Below are 16,466 nucleotides of genomic sequence, written 5' to 3' on the forward strand. Positions count from 1 at the left end.
GAGAAGCCAAGACAATGTTCGTCGTTCCACTGAACTACAAAGTACCGCTGATCGAGATTGACCAACTACAGGCGGCGCACGTCGAGTGGCTGAAGAGCTGCTATGCGGACGGCATCTTCGTCGCCTCCGGGCCGAAGAAACCGCGAATCGGCGGCATCATCATCGCGCAATGCCCGCGCGACGTGCTCGACGCCAGGCTGGCCTCCGACCCTTTCGCCAAGGCAGGCGCGGCCGACTATGATGTCACCGAATTCCTGGCGCGGATGACCGCCGCCGGACTCGATACGTTTAGGGAAGCATGAGCTTGGCCGAGGCGCTGCCCACCCACACGCCCTATGACGGCTCGTCGAAACTCTTCAGCATCGGCCTGAAGCCGCTCGATCCGGCGGACTGGATCGAGGTCGACGATCATCTGCTGCCGTATCTCGCCGAGAAGCACCGGCTCTATGACGAAATCCCCGAGCGGGTTTTCGTCGAGGAGGACGGCACGCGGGACGCGCAGCAGGAAGTGCTCGACTTGCTCGGCGCGCATCTGCTGGAGAGGTTCCCCAAGACCTATCGGCGCACCGGATCAGGTGTCAAGGTGGTGGGCGCGGCGGGCCGCCTGCCTGCTTCCCTCGCTGATGCGCCGCTGGCCAAGGCCTCACAGCTCATCCAGGAAGACCTGATCCTGATGCGCCGTGGCGACAGCGGCGGCTGGCGGCTGGTCGCCGGCTCGCTTTGCTTTCCCTCGTCCTGGTCGCTTCTGGAAAAATTCGGCAGGCCGCTGCAGGACATCCACGCGCCGGTGCCGGGTTTCGGTCCGGGCACGCGTCCGGCCGAACTGATCAACCGGATGTTCGATGGCCTCCAGGGGCAGGCCGTCGAGCGTTACAACTGGTCTATCCAGTCCGACAGCGCGCTCTACCATCCGCTCTCCGACCTGCAGCGCATCGATCGCGCCACCAACCGGCCGTCGCGCTTTCCCGATGGCGACATCGACGCCCATGCCTTCATCCGCGTCGAGCGGCAAACTATGCGGAAACTGCCTGTTACATGCGATATCCTGTTCACCATCCGCATCCATCTCGACCCGCTCGCGGTACTCGCCCGGCACCCGGATCGGGCAACGCTGGCGGTGTCTTTCGCCGCCCAGCTCGAAGCGCTCGATCTCGCCCAGCTCGACTACAAGGGCCTGACCGCAGACCGCGACCGGCTGATGTCGGTCCTTAACCACATGGCCAATGACGGCTGACCGCTGGTTGGCGCTTTTCGCTGGTTTGTGACAATGATCTGTGATGTAGCGCATGGCCGCCGGGCAAGAATCCCCGGTTTTGCGCGTGTTTTCCCAGTTTCCTGGGTTTTGAAGGAGTGCTCGATAAAATGGTGACTGAAAACTGGCCCGTTTACGGTGAAATCACCGGCCCTGTCGTGATGATCGGCTTCGGTTCGATCGGTCGGGGAACGCTGCCGCTGATCGAGCGCCATTTCAAGTTCGACAAGTCGCGCATGACGGTCATCGACCCGCGCGACACCGACCGCAAGCTGCTCGACGAGCGCGGCATCGCCTTCGTCCAGGAAGCGGTGACCGAGAAGAACTACAAGAAGCTCTTGACGCCGCTTCTGACCAATGGCGGCGGCCAGGGCTTTTGCATCAACCTGTCGGTCGATACCGGTTCGGTGGACCTGATGCGGCTCTGCCGCAAGCTCGGCGTGCTCTACATCGACACCGTGGTCGAGCCGTGGCTCGGCTTCTATTTCGACGCCAAGGCCGACAACGCCAGCCGCACCAACTACGCGCTGCGCGAGTCGCTGCTCAAGGAAAAGCACGACAAGCCCGGCGGTGCGACGGCAATCTCCACCTGCGGCGCTAACCCCGGCATGGTCTCGTGGTTCGTCAAGCAGGCGCTGGTCAATCTCGCCACCGACCTTGGCCTCGAGTTTTCAGAGCCCGCGCAGGGCGACCGCGAGGGCTGGGCCAAGCTGATGAAGAAGGCCGGCGTCAGGGGCATCCATATCGCCGAGCGCGACACCCAGCGCGCCAAGAAGCCGAAGCCGATGGACGTGTTCTGGAACACCTGGTCGGTCGAGGGCTTCATCTCCGAGGGTCTGCAGCCAGCCGAGCTCGGCTGGGGCACACATGAGACGTGGATGCCGAAGAACGCCAAGAAGCACAAGCACGGCTCGAAGGCCGCCATCTATCTGGAGCAGCCCGGCGCCAACACGCGCGTGCGCTCATGGTGCCCGACGCCCGGCGCCCAGTACGGCTTTCTGGTGACGCACAACGAGGCGATCTCGATCGCCGATTTCTTTACCGTACGCTCCAAGAAGGGCAAGGTGCACTACCGCCCGACCTGCCACTATGCCTATCATCCCTGCAACGACGCGCTGCTGTCGCTGGACGAGATGTTCGGCGCTGCCGGCAAGCCTCAGCCGGAGCACCACGTGCTCGACGAGAACGAGCTGGTCGACGGCGTCGACGAACTCGGCGTGCTGCTCTACGGCCATGACAAGAATGCCTACTGGTACGGCTCGCAGCTGTCGCTCGCCGAGGCGCGCAAGCTGGCGCCCTACCAGAACGCCACCGGCATGCAGGTCACCTCGGCGGTGCTCTCGGGCATGGTCTGGGCGCTGGAGAATCCCGAGGCCGGTATCGTCGAAGCCGACGAGATGGATTACAGGCGCTGCCTGGAAGTGCAGTCCCAGTATCTCGGACCGGTCAAGGGCTACTACACCGACTGGACGCCGCTCGATAACCGCCCCGGCCTGTTCCCGGAAGACCTCGACCGCAACGACCCGTGGCAGTTCCGCAACATCCTCGTTCGATAGCGGCCTGCCCGGGATATTCCATTGCCTTGCAATCGCCCGGAAATCGGGCGATTGAAGGGATGCGGACTGAGGAGAGGATTTTCATATGAACAACATTGCGCGCAAAGTTCTTTCGATGAGCGTAGCGGCGGCAGCCTTGGCCGGGCTTGCTGCTTGTACGACCAGTGGCCCCAATGAGCCGCCGATGGCAGCGGCGCCGAAAGGCGTCGAGGGCTCCTGGATCGACGCCAAGGGAACCGGCCTGTCGACCTTCGCCGGCGGCACCTTCACGACCGTCGCCACCGACACCGGTCAGAAGCTTGCCGATGGCAGCTACACGATGACCGGCGCCACGTCGGTGCAGATCAACGGCACGTCGCTGATCCGCCAGACCGCAGTCAGCTTCAACTGCCTGATGGTTTCGACAAGCCAGCTCAACTGCACCAGCTCCAGCGGCCAGAATTTCGTGCTGACACGGCGCGCCTGAACCAGCGAGCATTCGCTCCCCAAGGACGGCGGCCGATTGGCCGTCGTCCTTTTTTATGCCGGCAAAGGTTCCCGGATTTCCGCTTGCGTCATCCGGAACGCGATGGGAACATGGCCAAAGCGCCGACTGTTATGTTCCAGTCAAGCAAGAGCGTTAAAGGCCTCTGATCAGCTTTCCGGGAGACGAAGATGAAGAAGCTTGCTGCCATTGCCGCCCTGTCCGCCTCAGCGCTCGGCCTGTCGGCCGGCGCATCCTTTGCCGACTACACGCTGAACATCCTGCACATCAACGACTGGCACAGCCGCATCGAAGGCAACAACAAATATGAATCGACCTGCTCGGCTGATGAGGAGACCAAGGGCGAATGCATCGGCGGCGCGGGCCGGCTGATCACCGCGATCGCCCAGGAGCGCAAGAAGCTGGAAGGCCAGAACGTGCTGCTGCTCAGCGCCGGAGACAATTTCCAGGGATCGCTGTTCTACACGACCTACAAGGGCAAGGTCGAAGGCGAATTCCTCAACGAGATGAAGTTCGACGCCATGGCGCTCGGTAACCATGAATTCGACGACGGCGAAGTGGCCTTGGCGCCGTTCCTCGACATGATCAAGTTCCCGGTGCTGGGCGCCAATGTGAAGGCCAACGCGCAATCCAAGCTCGGCGACCGCGTCAAGCCGTCGATCGTCGTCGAGGTCGGCGGCCAGAAGATCGGCATCATCGGCGCGATCACCAACGACACGCCGGAACTCGCCTCCCCCGGCCCCAACGTCACTATCGAGGACGACGTCAAGTCGATCACCGCCGAGGTCGAGAAGCTGAAGGGAGAGGGCGTCAACAAGATCATCGCCGTGACCCATATCGGCTACAAGCGCGAGCGCGACGTCATTGCCAAGATCCCGGGCATCGACGTCGTCGTCGGCGGCCACAGCCATTCGCTGCTGTCGAACACCGACCCCAAGGCGGAAGGCCCCTATCCGACGATGGTCGACAACCCGGACGGTTACAAGGTGCCGGTCGTGCAGGCGGCGTCCTATTCGAAATATCTCGGCGAGTTCAAGGTGGTGTTCGACGACAATGGCGTCGTCAAATCGGCCAGCGGCGACCCGATCTATCTCGACAAGTCGATCGCGCCCGACCCGGCCGTGCTCGCCCGCATCAAGGAGCTTGGCGCGCCGATCGAGGCGCTGAAGAACAAGGAAGTGGCGGAGACCTCCGACGTGATCGACGGCAGCCGCGAGAGCTGCCGCACCCGCGAATGCGCGATGGGCAACCTAGTCTCCGACGCCATCCTCGACCGCGTCAAGGGACAGGGCGTCGAGATCGTCATCTCCAATGGCGGCGGCCTGCGCGCCTCGATCGACAAGGGCACCGTGACCATGGGCGAGGTGCTGACCGTGCTGCCGTTCCAGAACACGCTGGCAACCTTCCAGATTTCCGGCAAGGACCTGGTGGCCGGCCTCGAGAATGGCCTCAGCCAGATCGAGGACGGCGCCGGACGTTTCCCGCAGGTCGCTGGCCTGAAATATTCCTTCGACAAATCCGTCGCGCCCAATGCCGGCCGCGTCAAGTCGGTGGAGGTCATGGAAGGCGGCGCCTGGACGCCGCTCAACCCGGACAAGGACTATCTGGTCGCCACCAACAATTATGTCCGCCAGGGCGGCGACGGCTACAAGGTCTTCGCCGACAAGGCCAAGAATGCCTACGATTACGGTCCGGGTCTTGAACAGGTGGTTGCCGACTATCTCGGCGCCCATCGGCCCTACACGCCGAAGCTCGACGGTCGTATCACTGAAATCGCAGCGACCGTCGCGGCGGCGCCTGCTGCCAAGCCGGCCGAAGCAGCTCCGGCGACCCCGGCGCCCGCACCCGCTGAAGCCGCCAAGCCAGCTGGTGCGGCGCCGGCAATGCCTGAACTGCCTGCCAACTCGGGTGATATCGCCAACACACCGCCGGCCATATCGACAGAGACAGCGCCAGCCCCGCCGGCCGCACCGGCACCGGCTGAACCTGCAAAACCAGCCGAAGCAGCCCCGGCTCCGGCGCCAGCACCTGCCGAACCGGCAAAGCCTGCCGAGGCCGCCCCAGCCGAAGCCAGCCATGTCATCGTTGCCGGCGATACCTATTGGGATCTGGCCAAGAAGGCTTATGGGGACGCGACGAAGTGGAAACTAATCTATGAGGCCAACAAGCGTCAAAGGCCCCACCAGCTTAAGCTTGGCGCCACGCTGACCATCCCGGCGAAGTAAGGTCGCTTCACCTTTTCAAGAATGACACCCGCCCGGGAAACCGGGCGGGTTTCCTGTTTTCGAGCTAAGGTGCGGCCAGACGCTGCATTGAAAGCGCGCGCAAGAAGTTTAGGTTCGCGTCTCCCGGAGAACCCTTATGACGCTTTCCACCCCTGTCGATGCCAAAACCGCAAAGGCGCTCGGCCCTCTGCCGGCGGGACATCCGCCGGTCAAGGCGGGCAAGATCGGCGTCATGCTGGTCAACCTCGGCACGCCGGATGGTACCGACTTCAAGCCGATGTGGCGCTATCTGCGTGAATTCCTGTCCGATCCACGCGTCATCGAGCTCAACAGGGCGATCTGGTATCCGATCCTCTACGGCCTAGTGCTCACCACACGGCCGAGGAAGTCGGGCGCCAACTACGCCCGCATCTGGAACCGGGAGAGGAACGAGTCGCCTTTGCGCACCTACACCCGCGCCCAGGGCGAAAAGCTGGCCGAGGCGCTGCGCGACCTGCCCAATGTCGTCGTCGACTGGGCGATGCGCTATGGCAACCCTTCGACCGAAAGCATCGCCAAAAGCCTGGTCGAACAGGGTTGCGATCGCATTCTTTCGTTCCCGCTCTATCCGCAATATTCGGCGACCACCACCGCCACCGCCAACGATCAGCTTTTTCGCGCCTTGATGAAGATGCGCCGCGCACCGGCTATCCGCAGCGTGCCGCCCTACTATGACGAACCCGTCTACATCGAAGCGCTGGCCCGCTCGATCGAGCAGAATCTCGCGACGCTGGATTTCGAACCGGAAGTGGTCATCACCTCCTATCACGGCGTTCCAAAGCCCTATTTCGAGAAGGGCGATCCCTATCATTGCCACTGCCAGAAGACGACGCGGCTGTTGCGCGAACGGCTCGGCTGGGATGACAAGAAACTGATCATCACCTTCCAGTCGCGCTTCGGCGCGCAGGAATGGCTGCAGCCCTATACCGACAAGACGGTCGAGAAACTCGCGCAGGACGGCGTGAAATCGATCGCCATCGTTAATCCAGGTTTTTCCGTAGACTGCATCGAGACGCTGGACGAGATCGGCCGCGAGGCGGCCGAAACCTTCCATCATGCCGGCGGCAAGAACTTCGCCCACATCCCTTGCCTCAACGACAGCGCCGAGGGCATGGCGGTGATCGAGGCGATGGTGCGGCGCGAACTGTCCGGCTGGGTCTAGAGCAATTCCAGGAAAAGTGTGAAACGGTTTTCCGTCCGGAATTGCTTCAAACAAGAGTCAGAGCGGCTCGCCGCTTCCGTGAAGCGATGAGCCGCTCTGAACCGGAACAACGCCCGCTCCGGGGCGTTGAGGCGCGCCCTCCGGAGAATTCGATGCCCCGCAAACTCGACCTCAGAACTGGCCGGCCCGTCTGGTCCGCCTATCGCGCGCCCGCGGTGCCGACGGACAATCTGACGAGGAACGTCAAGACGGATGTGCTCATCATCGGCATGGGCATCAGCGGCGCCATGATGGCCGAGGCGCTGACGGCGAACGGCCATGCGGTGATCTGCATCGACCGCCGCGGCCCGCTGGAAGGATCCACGTCGGCCACCACCGCGCTGGTGCAATTCGAAATCGACCAGCCGCTTTCGACGCTCTCGAAGATGATTGGCAAAGTGGCGGCGGAACAGGCCTGGCGGCGCTCGCGGCTCGCCGTCTCCAACCTCGCCGCCCGCATTGCCGAACTCGGCATAAAATGTGGCTCGAGCCGCACCCCGTCGCTCTATCTGGCCGGCACGATGCTCGGTCCGTCGGAACTGCGCGACGAGGCCGAGGCGCGTCGGCTAGCCGGCATCGGCGCGACCTATCTCACACCAGCGCCGCTGGCGGAGACATTCGGCATCGACCGCGACGGCGGCATTCTCAGCCATGGCAACATCGCACTCGACCCACGCAAGCTGACGGCCGGCCTGTTGCTCAAGACCCTTGACCGCAAGGCACGCTTCTACGCCCCCCTCGAAGCCACAGCGATCGAGGACAGCGCCGACGAGGTTGTCGTCGCGACCAGGGATGGACCGACCATAACCGCGCAACACGTTGTTCTGGCCACCGGCTACGAGTTGGTCGACATCGTGCCGGCCGCGGCCCACCGGATCATCTCGACATGGGCGATTGCGACACGCCCGCAATCGCGAAATATCTGGCCACAGGCGGCCTTCATCTGGGAGGCGTCGGACCCCTATCTCTATATGCGCGCGACAGCCGACGGCAGGGTCGTCTGCGGCGGCGAGGACGAGGATTTTGTCGACGAGGCGCAGCGCGACGCGCTGATCGGCGACAAGAGCGCGCGCATCGCCGAGAAGCTCGGCCAGCTATTTCCGCATCTCGACACCTGGCCTGAATTCGCCTGGACCGGTTCGTTCGGCACCACGACCACCGGGCTGCCCTATATCGGCGCCATTCCCCGCCACCCGCGCATCCATGCGGTGATGGGCTATGGCGGCAACGGAATCACCTTCTCGCAGATCGCTTCCGAGATTGTCTCGGCCTCGATCGACGAGCGAGACGACACGGATGCAAGGCTGTTTGCCTTCAACCGCTGAGTGCAAAACCACAAACAATCCATCATCACCTGATTGTAACGCATCTGAAACACACTTAAGTCTTTGGTGAAGTCGGCCGCGCGAGAATGGCTTGTGCGGCCTTCGTCTGAGGGAGAGCCAAATGGATTTCAGTGGTTTCGATATTGCGGTTGGTGCACTTGCCCTTCTGGTATTGGTGCTTCTGATCAAAGGCATCAGGACAATCCCGCAAGGCTACAACTATACGGTGGAGCGCTTTGGCCGTTACACCAAGACACTGAGCCCAGGCCTCAATTTCATTTTCCCGTTCGTCGACCGCATCGGCGCCAAGATGAACATGATGGAGCAAGTGCTCGACGTTCCGAGCCAGGAAATCATCACCCGCGACAACGCCATTGTCGGTGTCGACGGCATCGCCTTTTTCCAGATCCTCAACGCGGCGCAGGCTGCCTACCAGGTCGCCGGCCTGCAGAACGCCATCCTCAACCTGACGATGACCAACATCCGTACCGTCATGGGTTCGATGGACCTCGACGAGCTGTTGTCGAACCGCGACGCCATCAACGAGCGCCTGCTGCGCGTCGTCGATGAAGCGGCGCATCCGTGGGGCATCAAGATCACCCGCGTCGAGATCAAGGACATCAACCCGCCGGCCAACCTCATCGAATCGATGGGCCGGCAGATGACGGCAGAGCGCAACAAGCGCGCGCAGATCCTCGCCGCCGAAGGCCTCAAGCAGTCGCAGATCCTCGAGGCCGAGGGCCGCAAGGAAGCCGCCTTCCGCGACGCCGAGGCGCGCGAACGTTCGGCCGAGGCGGAAGCCCGCGCCACCCAGGTGGTGTCGGAAGCAATCTCCAAGGGCGACGTGCAGGCGCTGAACTACTTCGTGGCGCTGAAATACACCGAAGCGCTTGGCAGGATCGGCACGGCCACCAACAGCAAGATCGTGCTGATGCCCTTCGAGGCATCGTCGCTGATCGGCTCGCTCGGCGGCATTGGCGAGATCGCCAAGGAAGTCTTCCGCAGCGAAGGCACCACCGGCTCGCAGAGGCAGGTCGCACGCCCGCCGGTCGTGCGCCCGAGCGACAACTGAGATCATAAGCCATGATCGACCGCATCATTTCCGAACTCGGACCGTGGAACTGGATGGTTCTCGGCTTCGTCCTGCTGGTGATGGAAATCATCGCGCCGGGTATCTTCATGCTGTGGATCGGCATCGCCGCCCTGATCATCGGCGCGGTGTCACTGCTGATCTGGGACGCCGGCTTCTGGACCTGGCAGGTTCAGGTCCTCGCCTTCCTGGCGCTATCGCTGGTCTCGGCCTATGTCGGCAAGAAACTGGTCGGCAGTCGCAACGACCCAACCGACCAGCCGCTGCTCAACCGGCGCGGCGCGCAGATGGTCGGCCGCATGGCGACACTTGCCGAACCGATCCGGGACGGCCGTGGCCGCATCAAGCTGGGCGACACGCTGTGGCGTGTCTCCGGCCCGGACCTGCCGGCCGGCACGCAGGTGCGCGTGACGGGTGCGGCCGACACGGATCTGGAACTGACCGTCGAGGCGGTCTGAGCGTACGCCGTTGAGGATGTGTGAGATTCAGGTCAGGCCGGCATCAGCCTAATATCAGCCCACCTCAGGCGGCGCCGATACGCAAGAGATCATGCAGATGGATGAGGCCGACTGGTTTCCGGCCCTCCACCACCATCAGACTGGTGATGGCTGAATTGTTGATCGTCTGCAGGGCCGTTGCCACCAGCGTGTCCGGTGTCGCCGTCTTCGGTCCTCTTGTCATCACCTGATCCACCGTCATCGCTAGCAGATTGCTGCCGATGTGACGGCGGATGTCACCATCGGTGATGATGCCGACTAGCGCACCGTCGGCGTCGGTGATCGCCACGCAGCCAAATCCCTTGCGCGACAGTTCCAGGATCGCGTCCTGCATGCCGGTGCCCGTGACCACCAGCGGCAGCCTGTCACCGACATGCATGATCTCGCGGATCTGCGTCAGGTTGGCGCCGAGCTGGCCGCCCGGGTGAAAGGTGCGGAAATGGTCCGGCGTGAAACCGCGCGCTTCGAGCAGCGCAATCGCCAGCGCGTCACCCATCACCAGTTGCAGCAGCGTCGATGTCGTCGGCGCCAGGCCGTGCGGACAGGCCTCCGGCGCGCGCGGCAGCAGCAGCACGACGTCGGCGGCCCGCGCCAGTGCCGATGTCTCTCCGGCGGTTATGGCGATCAGCGGAATGGAGAAGCGCCTGGAATAGGCAACGATGCCCATCAGTTCCTTGCTCTCGCCCGACCACGACATGGCGATGATGGCGTCGTCCCTGGCGATCATGCCGAGATCGCCGTGATTGGCTTCGGCGGGATGGACAAAGAAAGCCGGCGTGCCGGTCGAGGCCAGCGTCGCCGCGATCTTCGAACCGATATGGCCGCTTTTACCGACGCCGGTGACGATGAGCCGCCCTTCAATCCTCGAGATCATGTCGACGGCCTGGGCAAAAGGCCCGGCCAATCCATTCTCGAGGGCCTCGGCAAGGGCCGCAACCCCCGCCTGTTCGGTTGCCACCGTCCTCAGCGCCGAAGCGATAGAGGCTTGCCTGTCCAAAGGCTTCTTATCCAGGGATCCCGCATGCATGGCTGATGCGATTAGCGCTTTGCCGGCGCGCTGTCCAACAGAAATGGCCTCAGGCATGTCGTCCGAACGTGTGCGGTGGTTTGCGACAACGACAGGCGTGAAAACAAAAGCTTAACGCGCGCGGCATGAATCCCTTTGGAAATCAGCGCTTCAAGCGGCTGACGGGCCCCGCCTCAACCCTCCGTTAACCATCCCCATTTACGGTTCGGTAAGTATGGCGCGCGTGCGCCGCGCAAGCAGTGGTGGCGATGTCCGGGGTCCAGCCAGAAAAATCGAGTGGACGAAAGGGCAAGGCGGTCTGCGCCTTGCTGCTGGCGACCAGCATGTTTGCCCTGCTGCGCCCAACGGCGCTCCATGCGCAGGAAACGGAACTGCGCGGCGAAGTTTCGGAATCGGCGATCCTGTCCGACCAGCAGCGCAAGGCGAGACAACTCGCTTTGGCAGCGCAAGGTCAGGCGCCGACCAATGCGGCGCAAGACAATGCGCCGGCCCGTACCTATCTGCCGGCCAGCGCCGGCGCCGTGCCTGACGACACGGACACCGGTGACGCAACTGCCGCCGGCAGCGTTTTCGACCCGCCGGCAGCCACCGACGACACCTCCGCCGACACTCCGGCACCGCCCAAGCCTCGCCGCCGCTCATCGACCGCCGGGCAGAACGCGGCTGACCAGGCCAAGGACAAGGCTGCGGACAAGTCGAAAAAGAAGAAGAAGCCGACGGCGGCAGACACCGACACCACTGCTTCAACGACCGCCTCCACGACGGACGCCACCGATGGTGCAGATACCGATCAGGAGACGGCCAACCGCCGCGCCCTCACCATCGACAGCGCCGACAAGCAGAAGCTCGACCCAGGCGCAGAGCGCACGGACGCCATCGAAGGCCAGAAAAAGAAGCCGGAGGATGATCCGTTCGCCGCCACCGGCGTCAAATGGGGCTCCTTCGTCATCCGGCCGACGATCGAACAGGGCCTGACCGCCACGTCGAACGGCGATTCGAGCAGTGCCGGCAAGTCGGCACTGTTGTCCGAGACGGCGCTGCGTTTTTCCGCCGCCTCCGACTGGCGCGAGAACTCCGCCACGATCGACGGCTATGGCCTGTTTCGCGAGACCGTCTCCGGTTACCCGGTTCACAACGAGCAAGGGCGCATCGAAGGCCAGCTCAATGTCGACCTCGATAATGAATTGCGCGCCATCGCCAAGCTCGGCTACGAGGCGGTGCCGGAATCGGCGTCGGCGCCGGACGCCATTGCAGGTGTCAGCAAGCAGCCGCTGCGGCAGACCGTCGACGGCAGCCTGGCCGTCGAAAAACACGTCGGCAAGATGCAGTACACGTTGACCGGCGCGGTCTCGCACGACTTCTATGGCGACGCCAAGCTTTCAAACGGCACCTCGCTGTCGCAGAAGGATCAAGACTCCACGCTCTACACCGCGACCTTGCGGACCGGCTACGAGATCTCCCCCGCCATAACCCCCTTCACCGAAATCGAGGTCGGCCGCCGGGCCTATGACCAACGCATCGACAACGAAGGCTTCGAGCGCTCGTCGACGCTGCTCGGCGCCCGCGCCGGTCTTGCGCTCGACATGGGTGAGAAGCTGTCGGGTGAATTCTCGGCTGGCTGGCTCAGGGAAGCGATCGACGACAAAAACCTGGAGGCGATTTCGGGTGCGACCGTCAATGCCGACCTCAAATGGTCGCCGGAGCGCGGCACGACGATCGGCCTGACCGGCAAGACCACAGTCGAGCCCACGACCACCGCTAACGAAAGCGGCGACATCCTCTATTCCGGCCGCCTGACGGGCGAACGCCAGATTCGTGCCAACCTCACCGGCAATGCTGCGTTGGGCCTCGACTGGCGTGACTATATTGGCATCGACGGCCACGACATGACCTTGAGCGCCGAGGCCGGACTGACATGGTGGCTGAACCGCTATGCCGGCCTGACCACAAGGGTGAGGACCGAAAAGCTGACCAGCAATTTGCCGGGTCGCGACTACACCGCCAACAGCATCTTCCTGCGCGTGAAAGTCCAGAGGTAGGAATCTAGCCAAGCAGACATGTCAGGCCGTGTCTCCAGCGTGCCTGCCTTAGGCCGCGCCGCGCCGCGCCGATGGTTTTATCTCATCGAGAAGCGTGCGGATCACGCTGGCCATGTTCTCGTTCATGTCACTGCGCCACAGCGCGAAGGCGACATTGGCCTCGACAAAGCCTTCCGGCGATCCGCAATCGAAGGTGCGGCCCTGATAATGGTAGCCATAGAAGGGCTGCTGCTTCTCCAGCTTCAGCATGGCGTCGGTGAGCTGGATCTCGTTGCCGGCGCCCTTCTCCTGGCCTTCGAGGATCTTGAAGATCTCGGGCTGCAGGATGTAGCGGCCGTTGATGTAGAGATTGGATGGCGCGGTGCCGGTCTTCGGCTTTTCCACCATCTCGGTGATGCGGAAGCCGTGATGCGTGTCCTCGCCGCGGCCGACGATGCCATATTTGTGAGCTTCGGCGGGATCGCATTCCTGCACGGCGATGATGTTGTTGCCGGTCTCTTCGTAGAGCTCGACCATTGCCTTCATGCAGCTCTTCTCCGACTGCATGATCATGTCGGGCAGCAAAAGCGCGAAGGGCTCGTCGCCGACGAGCTCGCGCGCGCACCAGACGGCATGGCCGAGCCCCATCGGCACCTGCTGGCGTGTGAAGCTGGTCTGCCCCGGCGCCGGCTGCAGCCGTTGCAAGCGAGCGAGCTGGTCGTCCTTGCCGCGCTGGGCCAGCGTGTCGTAGAGCTCGAACTGGATGTCGAAATGATCCTCGATGACGGCCTTGTTGCGGCCGGTGACGAAGATGAAATGCTCGATGCCGGCCTCGCGCGCTTCATCCACGACATACTGGATCACTGGCCGGTCGACGACGGTCAGCATTTCCTTGGGGACGGCCTTGGTGGCCGGGAGAAACCGTGTGCCGAGACCGGCGACCGGGAAGACTGCCTTGCGAACTCTCTTCATGCTGTCAATTATCCGTTTGATGGCCAGCTCCGCAATCCCCGTTTCAAGACATTTTCACGCCGGAATTGAGGACTATTGGGCGACTGAGGGGAACGTTCACCGGTAAAGCTTCGAGGCGTCTTTTCGTTCCCGGTGGCACCTATGGTAAACTAATTCCTAACCTGGTTCGGCGATGAATGGTCTTTCCTGAGACAGAGAAGGAGGAAAAGATGTCCGTTCGCAATGCCGCAAAACGTTTTACCAGCATTGTAGCGGCAGCCAGCCTCTCGCTCGCTCTGCTGATGCCTGGCCCCGCTTTCGCCGATGCCGGTTTCCGGCAATGGGTCGCCGGCTTCCGCGCCACCGCCGTGCAGAGCGGTGTTTCCGGCGCCCTCTACGACCAGGCCTTCAGGGACATCAGGGATATTGACCCGGTGGTGCTGGAAAAGGCGCGCACGCAGCCTGAATTCACGGCTCCTGCCTGGGACTATTTCGACAACCGCGTCCATGACCAGTCGGTCTCCGTCGGCCAGCAGATGGCCAGGAAATGGAAGCCGTGGCTGGACCGGATCGAGGCCAGGTTCGGCGTCGACCGCTACATCCTGCTGGCCATCTGGTCGATGGAATCGAACTATGGCGAGATCCTCAAGCGCGACGACATCATGCGCAATGTCGTGCGCTCGCTGGCGACCTTGGCCTATGCCGATCCGAAGCGCGCGAAATTCGCCCGCACCCAGCTGATCGCCGCGCTGAAGATCCTGCAGACCGGCGATATCGACGAAAGCCATCTGAGCGGATCCTGGGCCGGCGCCATGGGCCACACCCAGTTCATCCCGACCAGCTATCTGCATTATGCCGTCGACATGGACGGCAACGGCAAGCGCGACATCTGGAATTCGATCCCCGATGCGTTGGCGACCTCCGCCAACCTGTTGAAGAAGAATGGCTGGCAGGCCGGCAAGACCTGGGGCTATGAGGTCGCCTTGCCTGCCGGCAAGCTTCCCGGCGGTTCCAAGACGCTGTCGCAATGGCAGGCGCTCGGCGTCGTCAGGGCCAACGGCAAGCCGTTCAAGAACGGCTCCGACAAGGCGACGTTGAAGGTGCCGGACGGCCGCGGCGGGCCGGCCTTCCTGATGATCAAGAACTTCACGGTCATCAAAGCCTACAACAACGCCGACAAATATGCGCTTGCCGTCGGTCTTCTTGCCGACGAAATCGCAGGCTCCAGCGGTCTCGTGCAGGACTGGAAGCGGCCTTTCACCAAGCTCACTTTCGAGGAAAGGCAGGAACTGCAGAAGCGGCTTTCCCAGCATGGCCTTTACGACGGCAAGTTCGACGGCAAGATCGGCGACGGCTCGAAGACTGCCATCATGGCCTTCCAGGCCAAGGCCGGCTTGACCCAGGATGGCTATCCGAGCATGGAAGTGCTGAAGTGGCTCCGGCAGAAATAGAGCCACCTGCGGTGTCACGCAGCCTTCCGGGCGCGCAAAGGACACTGTAGTAATCAGGTTTGGCGCAAGGTTCTTCGCGAAAAAATCGCTGCGATTTTTCGCGGGAGCGCGCCAAGGGATGGAGGAAACGGTTGGCTTCGGCTGCGCGCATCGCAAGGCTTGTTCGTCGCGTGCCGGTGCTTGTCCTGGCCATCGTCGTGCTCGCCGTCTGTGTGGCTGGCGCCTTCCACGCGCCGGCCATGGCGCAGGAGCAGCAGCAAAATCGTGGCTGGTCGTTGCGCGACCTTCTGTTTCCGCGCCGCAGCGAGCGGATCGAGCCACCGCTTGACATCCAGCAGGCGAAACCGAGACCCAAGGCCAAGAAACCCCGCGCCCCTCGCCCGCCAGCCGAGCCGGAAACCCCGGTGGTAGACAAGGCGCCGGACGCCCGCGTCGTCCTGGTGGTCGGCGACTTCATGGCGGCGGGCCTCGCCGAAGGCCTGGACACCGCCTTTGCCGAGAATCCCGGCGTCAGGATCGTTGCTCGCTCCAATGGTTCGTCCGGCTTCGTGCGTGATGATTTCTACAACTGGCCCGAACAGATCAAATCGCTGATCGAGACCGAAAACCCGACCGCCGTGGTCGTCATGCTGGGTTCCAACGACCGTCAGCAGATGAAGGTGGGGGATGTGCGCGAGCAGCCTCGGTCCGAGAATTGGACCAAGGAATATGAGCGTCGCACCGATGCACTCGGCAAGGTCATCGCCACTGCCAAAGTGCCTTTCCTGTGGGTCGGCATGCCAGCGTTCCGGGTGCCGAAGATGACCTCCGACATGCTGGCCTTCAACGACATCTACCATAAGGCGGCCGAAAGCCATGGCGGCGAATTCGTCGACGTCTGGGACGGGTTCGTCGACGAGAACGGCGCCTTCATCACCAGCGGCCCCGACATGAACGGCCAACCGGTGCGGCTGCGCGCCGATGACGGCATCAATGTCTCGAAGGCAGGCAAGCGCAAGCTCGCCTTCTATACCGAAAAACCACTGTTGAAGATCCTCGGCCTGTCCGCGCCGGGAAGCGTGGTTACGGCTTCCGCGCCAGCGGGCGCTCCGGTGGAGACGCCGGCGCCGGCCGCAGCCCCCATCGTCATCGACCGCACCGCGCCAATGCTGCTCAGCGATCCGGCGCTCGACGGCGGCTCCGAGTTGCTTGGCGCGGCACCACTGGCGAAGGCCAATCCGGACCTGCCCGGCGAAAGGCTGGTGGTGGAGGGCAAGGCACCCGAGGCTTCGCCCGGCCGCGCCGACGATTTCTCCTGGCCACCCAGGGCTGCAGCCGCGACCGACACCACGACGGCAATCAATCGCTAAA

General features: G+C 63.1%; 14 protein-coding genes. 12 read left to right on the plus strand and 2 right to left on the minus strand.

The window, feature by feature from the left end; all coding sequences use genetic code 11:
• Positions 1-14 precede the first annotated feature (14 nt).
• The 9 genes from EJ076_RS30395 (at position 15) to EJ076_RS30435 (ending at position 9,630) form a co-directional block, all read left to right on the plus strand.
• The gene (locus tag EJ076_RS30395) at positions 15-302 is read left to right on the plus strand and encodes a YciI family protein (RefSeq protein ID WP_126070344.1); all 288 of its coding nucleotides are present in this window, start codon (positions 15-17) and stop codon (positions 300-302) included.
• Positions 299-1,234: a DUF3445 domain-containing protein gene (locus EJ076_RS30400; protein ID WP_126070345.1), complete on the plus strand. Its 936-nt coding sequence runs from the start codon at positions 299-301 to the stop codon at positions 1,232-1,234. The genes EJ076_RS30395 and EJ076_RS30400 overlap by 4 nt, the downstream gene beginning before the upstream one ends.
• A 128-nt stretch (positions 1,235-1,362) precedes the next feature.
• Positions 1,363-2,808 (plus strand): homospermidine synthase, encoded by a 1,446-nt coding sequence (locus tag EJ076_RS30405; RefSeq protein WP_126070346.1) that lies wholly within the window; start codon positions 1,363-1,365, stop codon positions 2,806-2,808.
• 85 nt (positions 2,809-2,893) lie between these two features.
• Positions 2,894-3,274, plus strand: coding sequence for a hypothetical protein (locus tag EJ076_RS30410; RefSeq protein WP_126070347.1), 381 nt, complete (start codon positions 2,894-2,896; stop codon positions 3,272-3,274).
• Between the two features lie 188 nt (positions 3,275-3,462).
• Complete coding sequence (locus EJ076_RS30415) at positions 3,463-5,517, plus strand: bifunctional UDP-sugar hydrolase/5'-nucleotidase (RefSeq protein ID WP_126070348.1); 2,055 nt, start codon at positions 3,463-3,465, stop codon at positions 5,515-5,517.
• A 136-nt stretch (positions 5,518-5,653) separates the two neighbouring features.
• A complete protein-coding gene (gene hemH / locus EJ076_RS30420; RefSeq protein WP_126070349.1) occupies positions 5,654-6,718 on the plus strand; it encodes a ferrochelatase in 1,065 nt (354 codons plus the stop codon).
• 152 nt (positions 6,719-6,870) lie between these two features.
• The gene (locus EJ076_RS30425) at positions 6,871-8,082 is read left to right on the plus strand and encodes an FAD-binding oxidoreductase (RefSeq protein WP_126070350.1); all 1,212 of its coding nucleotides are present in this window, start codon (positions 6,871-6,873) and stop codon (positions 8,080-8,082) included.
• 121 nt (positions 8,083-8,203) lie between these two features.
• Positions 8,204-9,154: an SPFH domain-containing protein gene (locus EJ076_RS30430; protein WP_126070351.1), complete on the plus strand. Its 951-nt coding sequence runs from the start codon at positions 8,204-8,206 to the stop codon at positions 9,152-9,154.
• Positions 9,155-9,165: 11 nt separating this feature from the next.
• On the plus strand, positions 9,166-9,630 hold the full coding sequence (locus EJ076_RS30435) for an NfeD family protein (protein WP_109659278.1): 465 nt from the start codon (positions 9,166-9,168) through the stop codon (positions 9,628-9,630).
• A 64-nt stretch (positions 9,631-9,694) separates the two neighbouring features.
• Here the strand turns inward: EJ076_RS30435 and EJ076_RS30440 are convergent, their stop codons facing one another.
• Complete coding sequence (locus tag EJ076_RS30440; protein ID WP_109661233.1) at positions 9,695-10,696, minus strand: KpsF/GutQ family sugar-phosphate isomerase; 1,002 nt, start codon at positions 10,694-10,696, stop codon at positions 9,695-9,697.
• Positions 10,697-10,944: 248 nt separating this feature from the next.
• Here EJ076_RS30440 and EJ076_RS30445 point away from each other — a divergent pair, with 248 nt between their 5' ends.
• On the plus strand, positions 10,945-12,735 hold the full coding sequence (locus tag EJ076_RS30445) for an outer membrane beta-barrel protein (protein WP_164548771.1): 1,791 nt from the start codon (positions 10,945-10,947) through the stop codon (positions 12,733-12,735).
• Between the two features lie 48 nt (positions 12,736-12,783).
• Here EJ076_RS30445 and galU read toward each other — a convergent pair whose 3' ends face one another.
• Complete coding sequence (gene galU, locus EJ076_RS30450; RefSeq protein WP_109659274.1) at positions 12,784-13,686, minus strand: UTP--glucose-1-phosphate uridylyltransferase GalU; 903 nt, start codon at positions 13,684-13,686, stop codon at positions 12,784-12,786.
• 209 nt (positions 13,687-13,895) lie between these two features.
• Here galU and EJ076_RS30455 point away from each other — a divergent pair, with 209 nt between their 5' ends.
• Both EJ076_RS30455 and EJ076_RS30460 read left to right on the plus strand, forming a co-directional pair.
• Entirely contained in the window at positions 13,896-15,116 is a 1,221-nt protein-coding gene (locus tag EJ076_RS30455; protein WP_126070352.1) for a lytic murein transglycosylase, read from the plus strand.
• 131 nt (positions 15,117-15,247) lie between these two features.
• Positions 15,248-16,465 (plus strand): DUF459 domain-containing protein, encoded by a 1,218-nt coding sequence (locus EJ076_RS30460; protein WP_126070353.1) that lies wholly within the window; start codon positions 15,248-15,250, stop codon positions 16,463-16,465.
• Position 16,466: the final 1 nt, after the last annotated feature.

This window comes from Mesorhizobium sp. M7D.F.Ca.US.005.01.1.1, assembly GCF_003952545.1.
GTDB lineage: Bacteria > Pseudomonadota > Alphaproteobacteria > Rhizobiales > Rhizobiaceae > Mesorhizobium > Mesorhizobium loti.

Excerpts from the sequence above, each read along its gene's own strand:
- EJ076_RS30395 (WP_126070344.1), top strand. The coding sequence starts at position 15 with ATGTTCGTCGTTCCACTGAACTACAAAGTACCGCTGATCGAGATTGAC.
- EJ076_RS30400 (WP_126070345.1), top strand. The coding sequence starts at position 299 with ATGAGCTTGGCCGAGGCGCTGCCCACCCACACGCCCTATGACGGCTCG.
- EJ076_RS30405 (WP_126070346.1), top strand. The coding sequence starts at position 1,363 with ATGGTGACTGAAAACTGGCCCGTTTACGGTGAAATCACCGGCCCTGTC.
- EJ076_RS30410 (WP_126070347.1), top strand. The coding sequence starts at position 2,894 with ATGAACAACATTGCGCGCAAAGTTCTTTCGATGAGCGTAGCGGCGGCA.
- EJ076_RS30415 (WP_126070348.1), top strand. The coding sequence starts at position 3,463 with ATGAAGAAGCTTGCTGCCATTGCCGCCCTGTCCGCCTCAGCGCTCGGC.
- hemH (WP_126070349.1), top strand. The coding sequence starts at position 5,654 with ATGACGCTTTCCACCCCTGTCGATGCCAAAACCGCAAAGGCGCTCGGC.
- EJ076_RS30425 (WP_126070350.1), top strand. The coding sequence starts at position 6,871 with ATGCCCCGCAAACTCGACCTCAGAACTGGCCGGCCCGTCTGGTCCGCC.
- EJ076_RS30430 (WP_126070351.1), top strand. The coding sequence starts at position 8,204 with ATGGATTTCAGTGGTTTCGATATTGCGGTTGGTGCACTTGCCCTTCTG.
- EJ076_RS30435 (WP_109659278.1), top strand. The coding sequence starts at position 9,166 with ATGATCGACCGCATCATTTCCGAACTCGGACCGTGGAACTGGATGGTT.
- EJ076_RS30440 (WP_109661233.1), bottom strand. The coding sequence starts at position 10,696 with ATGCATGCGGGATCCCTGGATAAGAAGCCTTTGGACAGGCAAGCCTCT.
- EJ076_RS30445 (WP_164548771.1), top strand. The coding sequence starts at position 10,945 with ATGTCCGGGGTCCAGCCAGAAAAATCGAGTGGACGAAAGGGCAAGGCG.
- galU (WP_109659274.1), bottom strand. The coding sequence starts at position 13,686 with ATGAAGAGAGTTCGCAAGGCAGTCTTCCCGGTCGCCGGTCTCGGCACA.
- EJ076_RS30455 (WP_126070352.1), top strand. The coding sequence starts at position 13,896 with ATGTCCGTTCGCAATGCCGCAAAACGTTTTACCAGCATTGTAGCGGCA.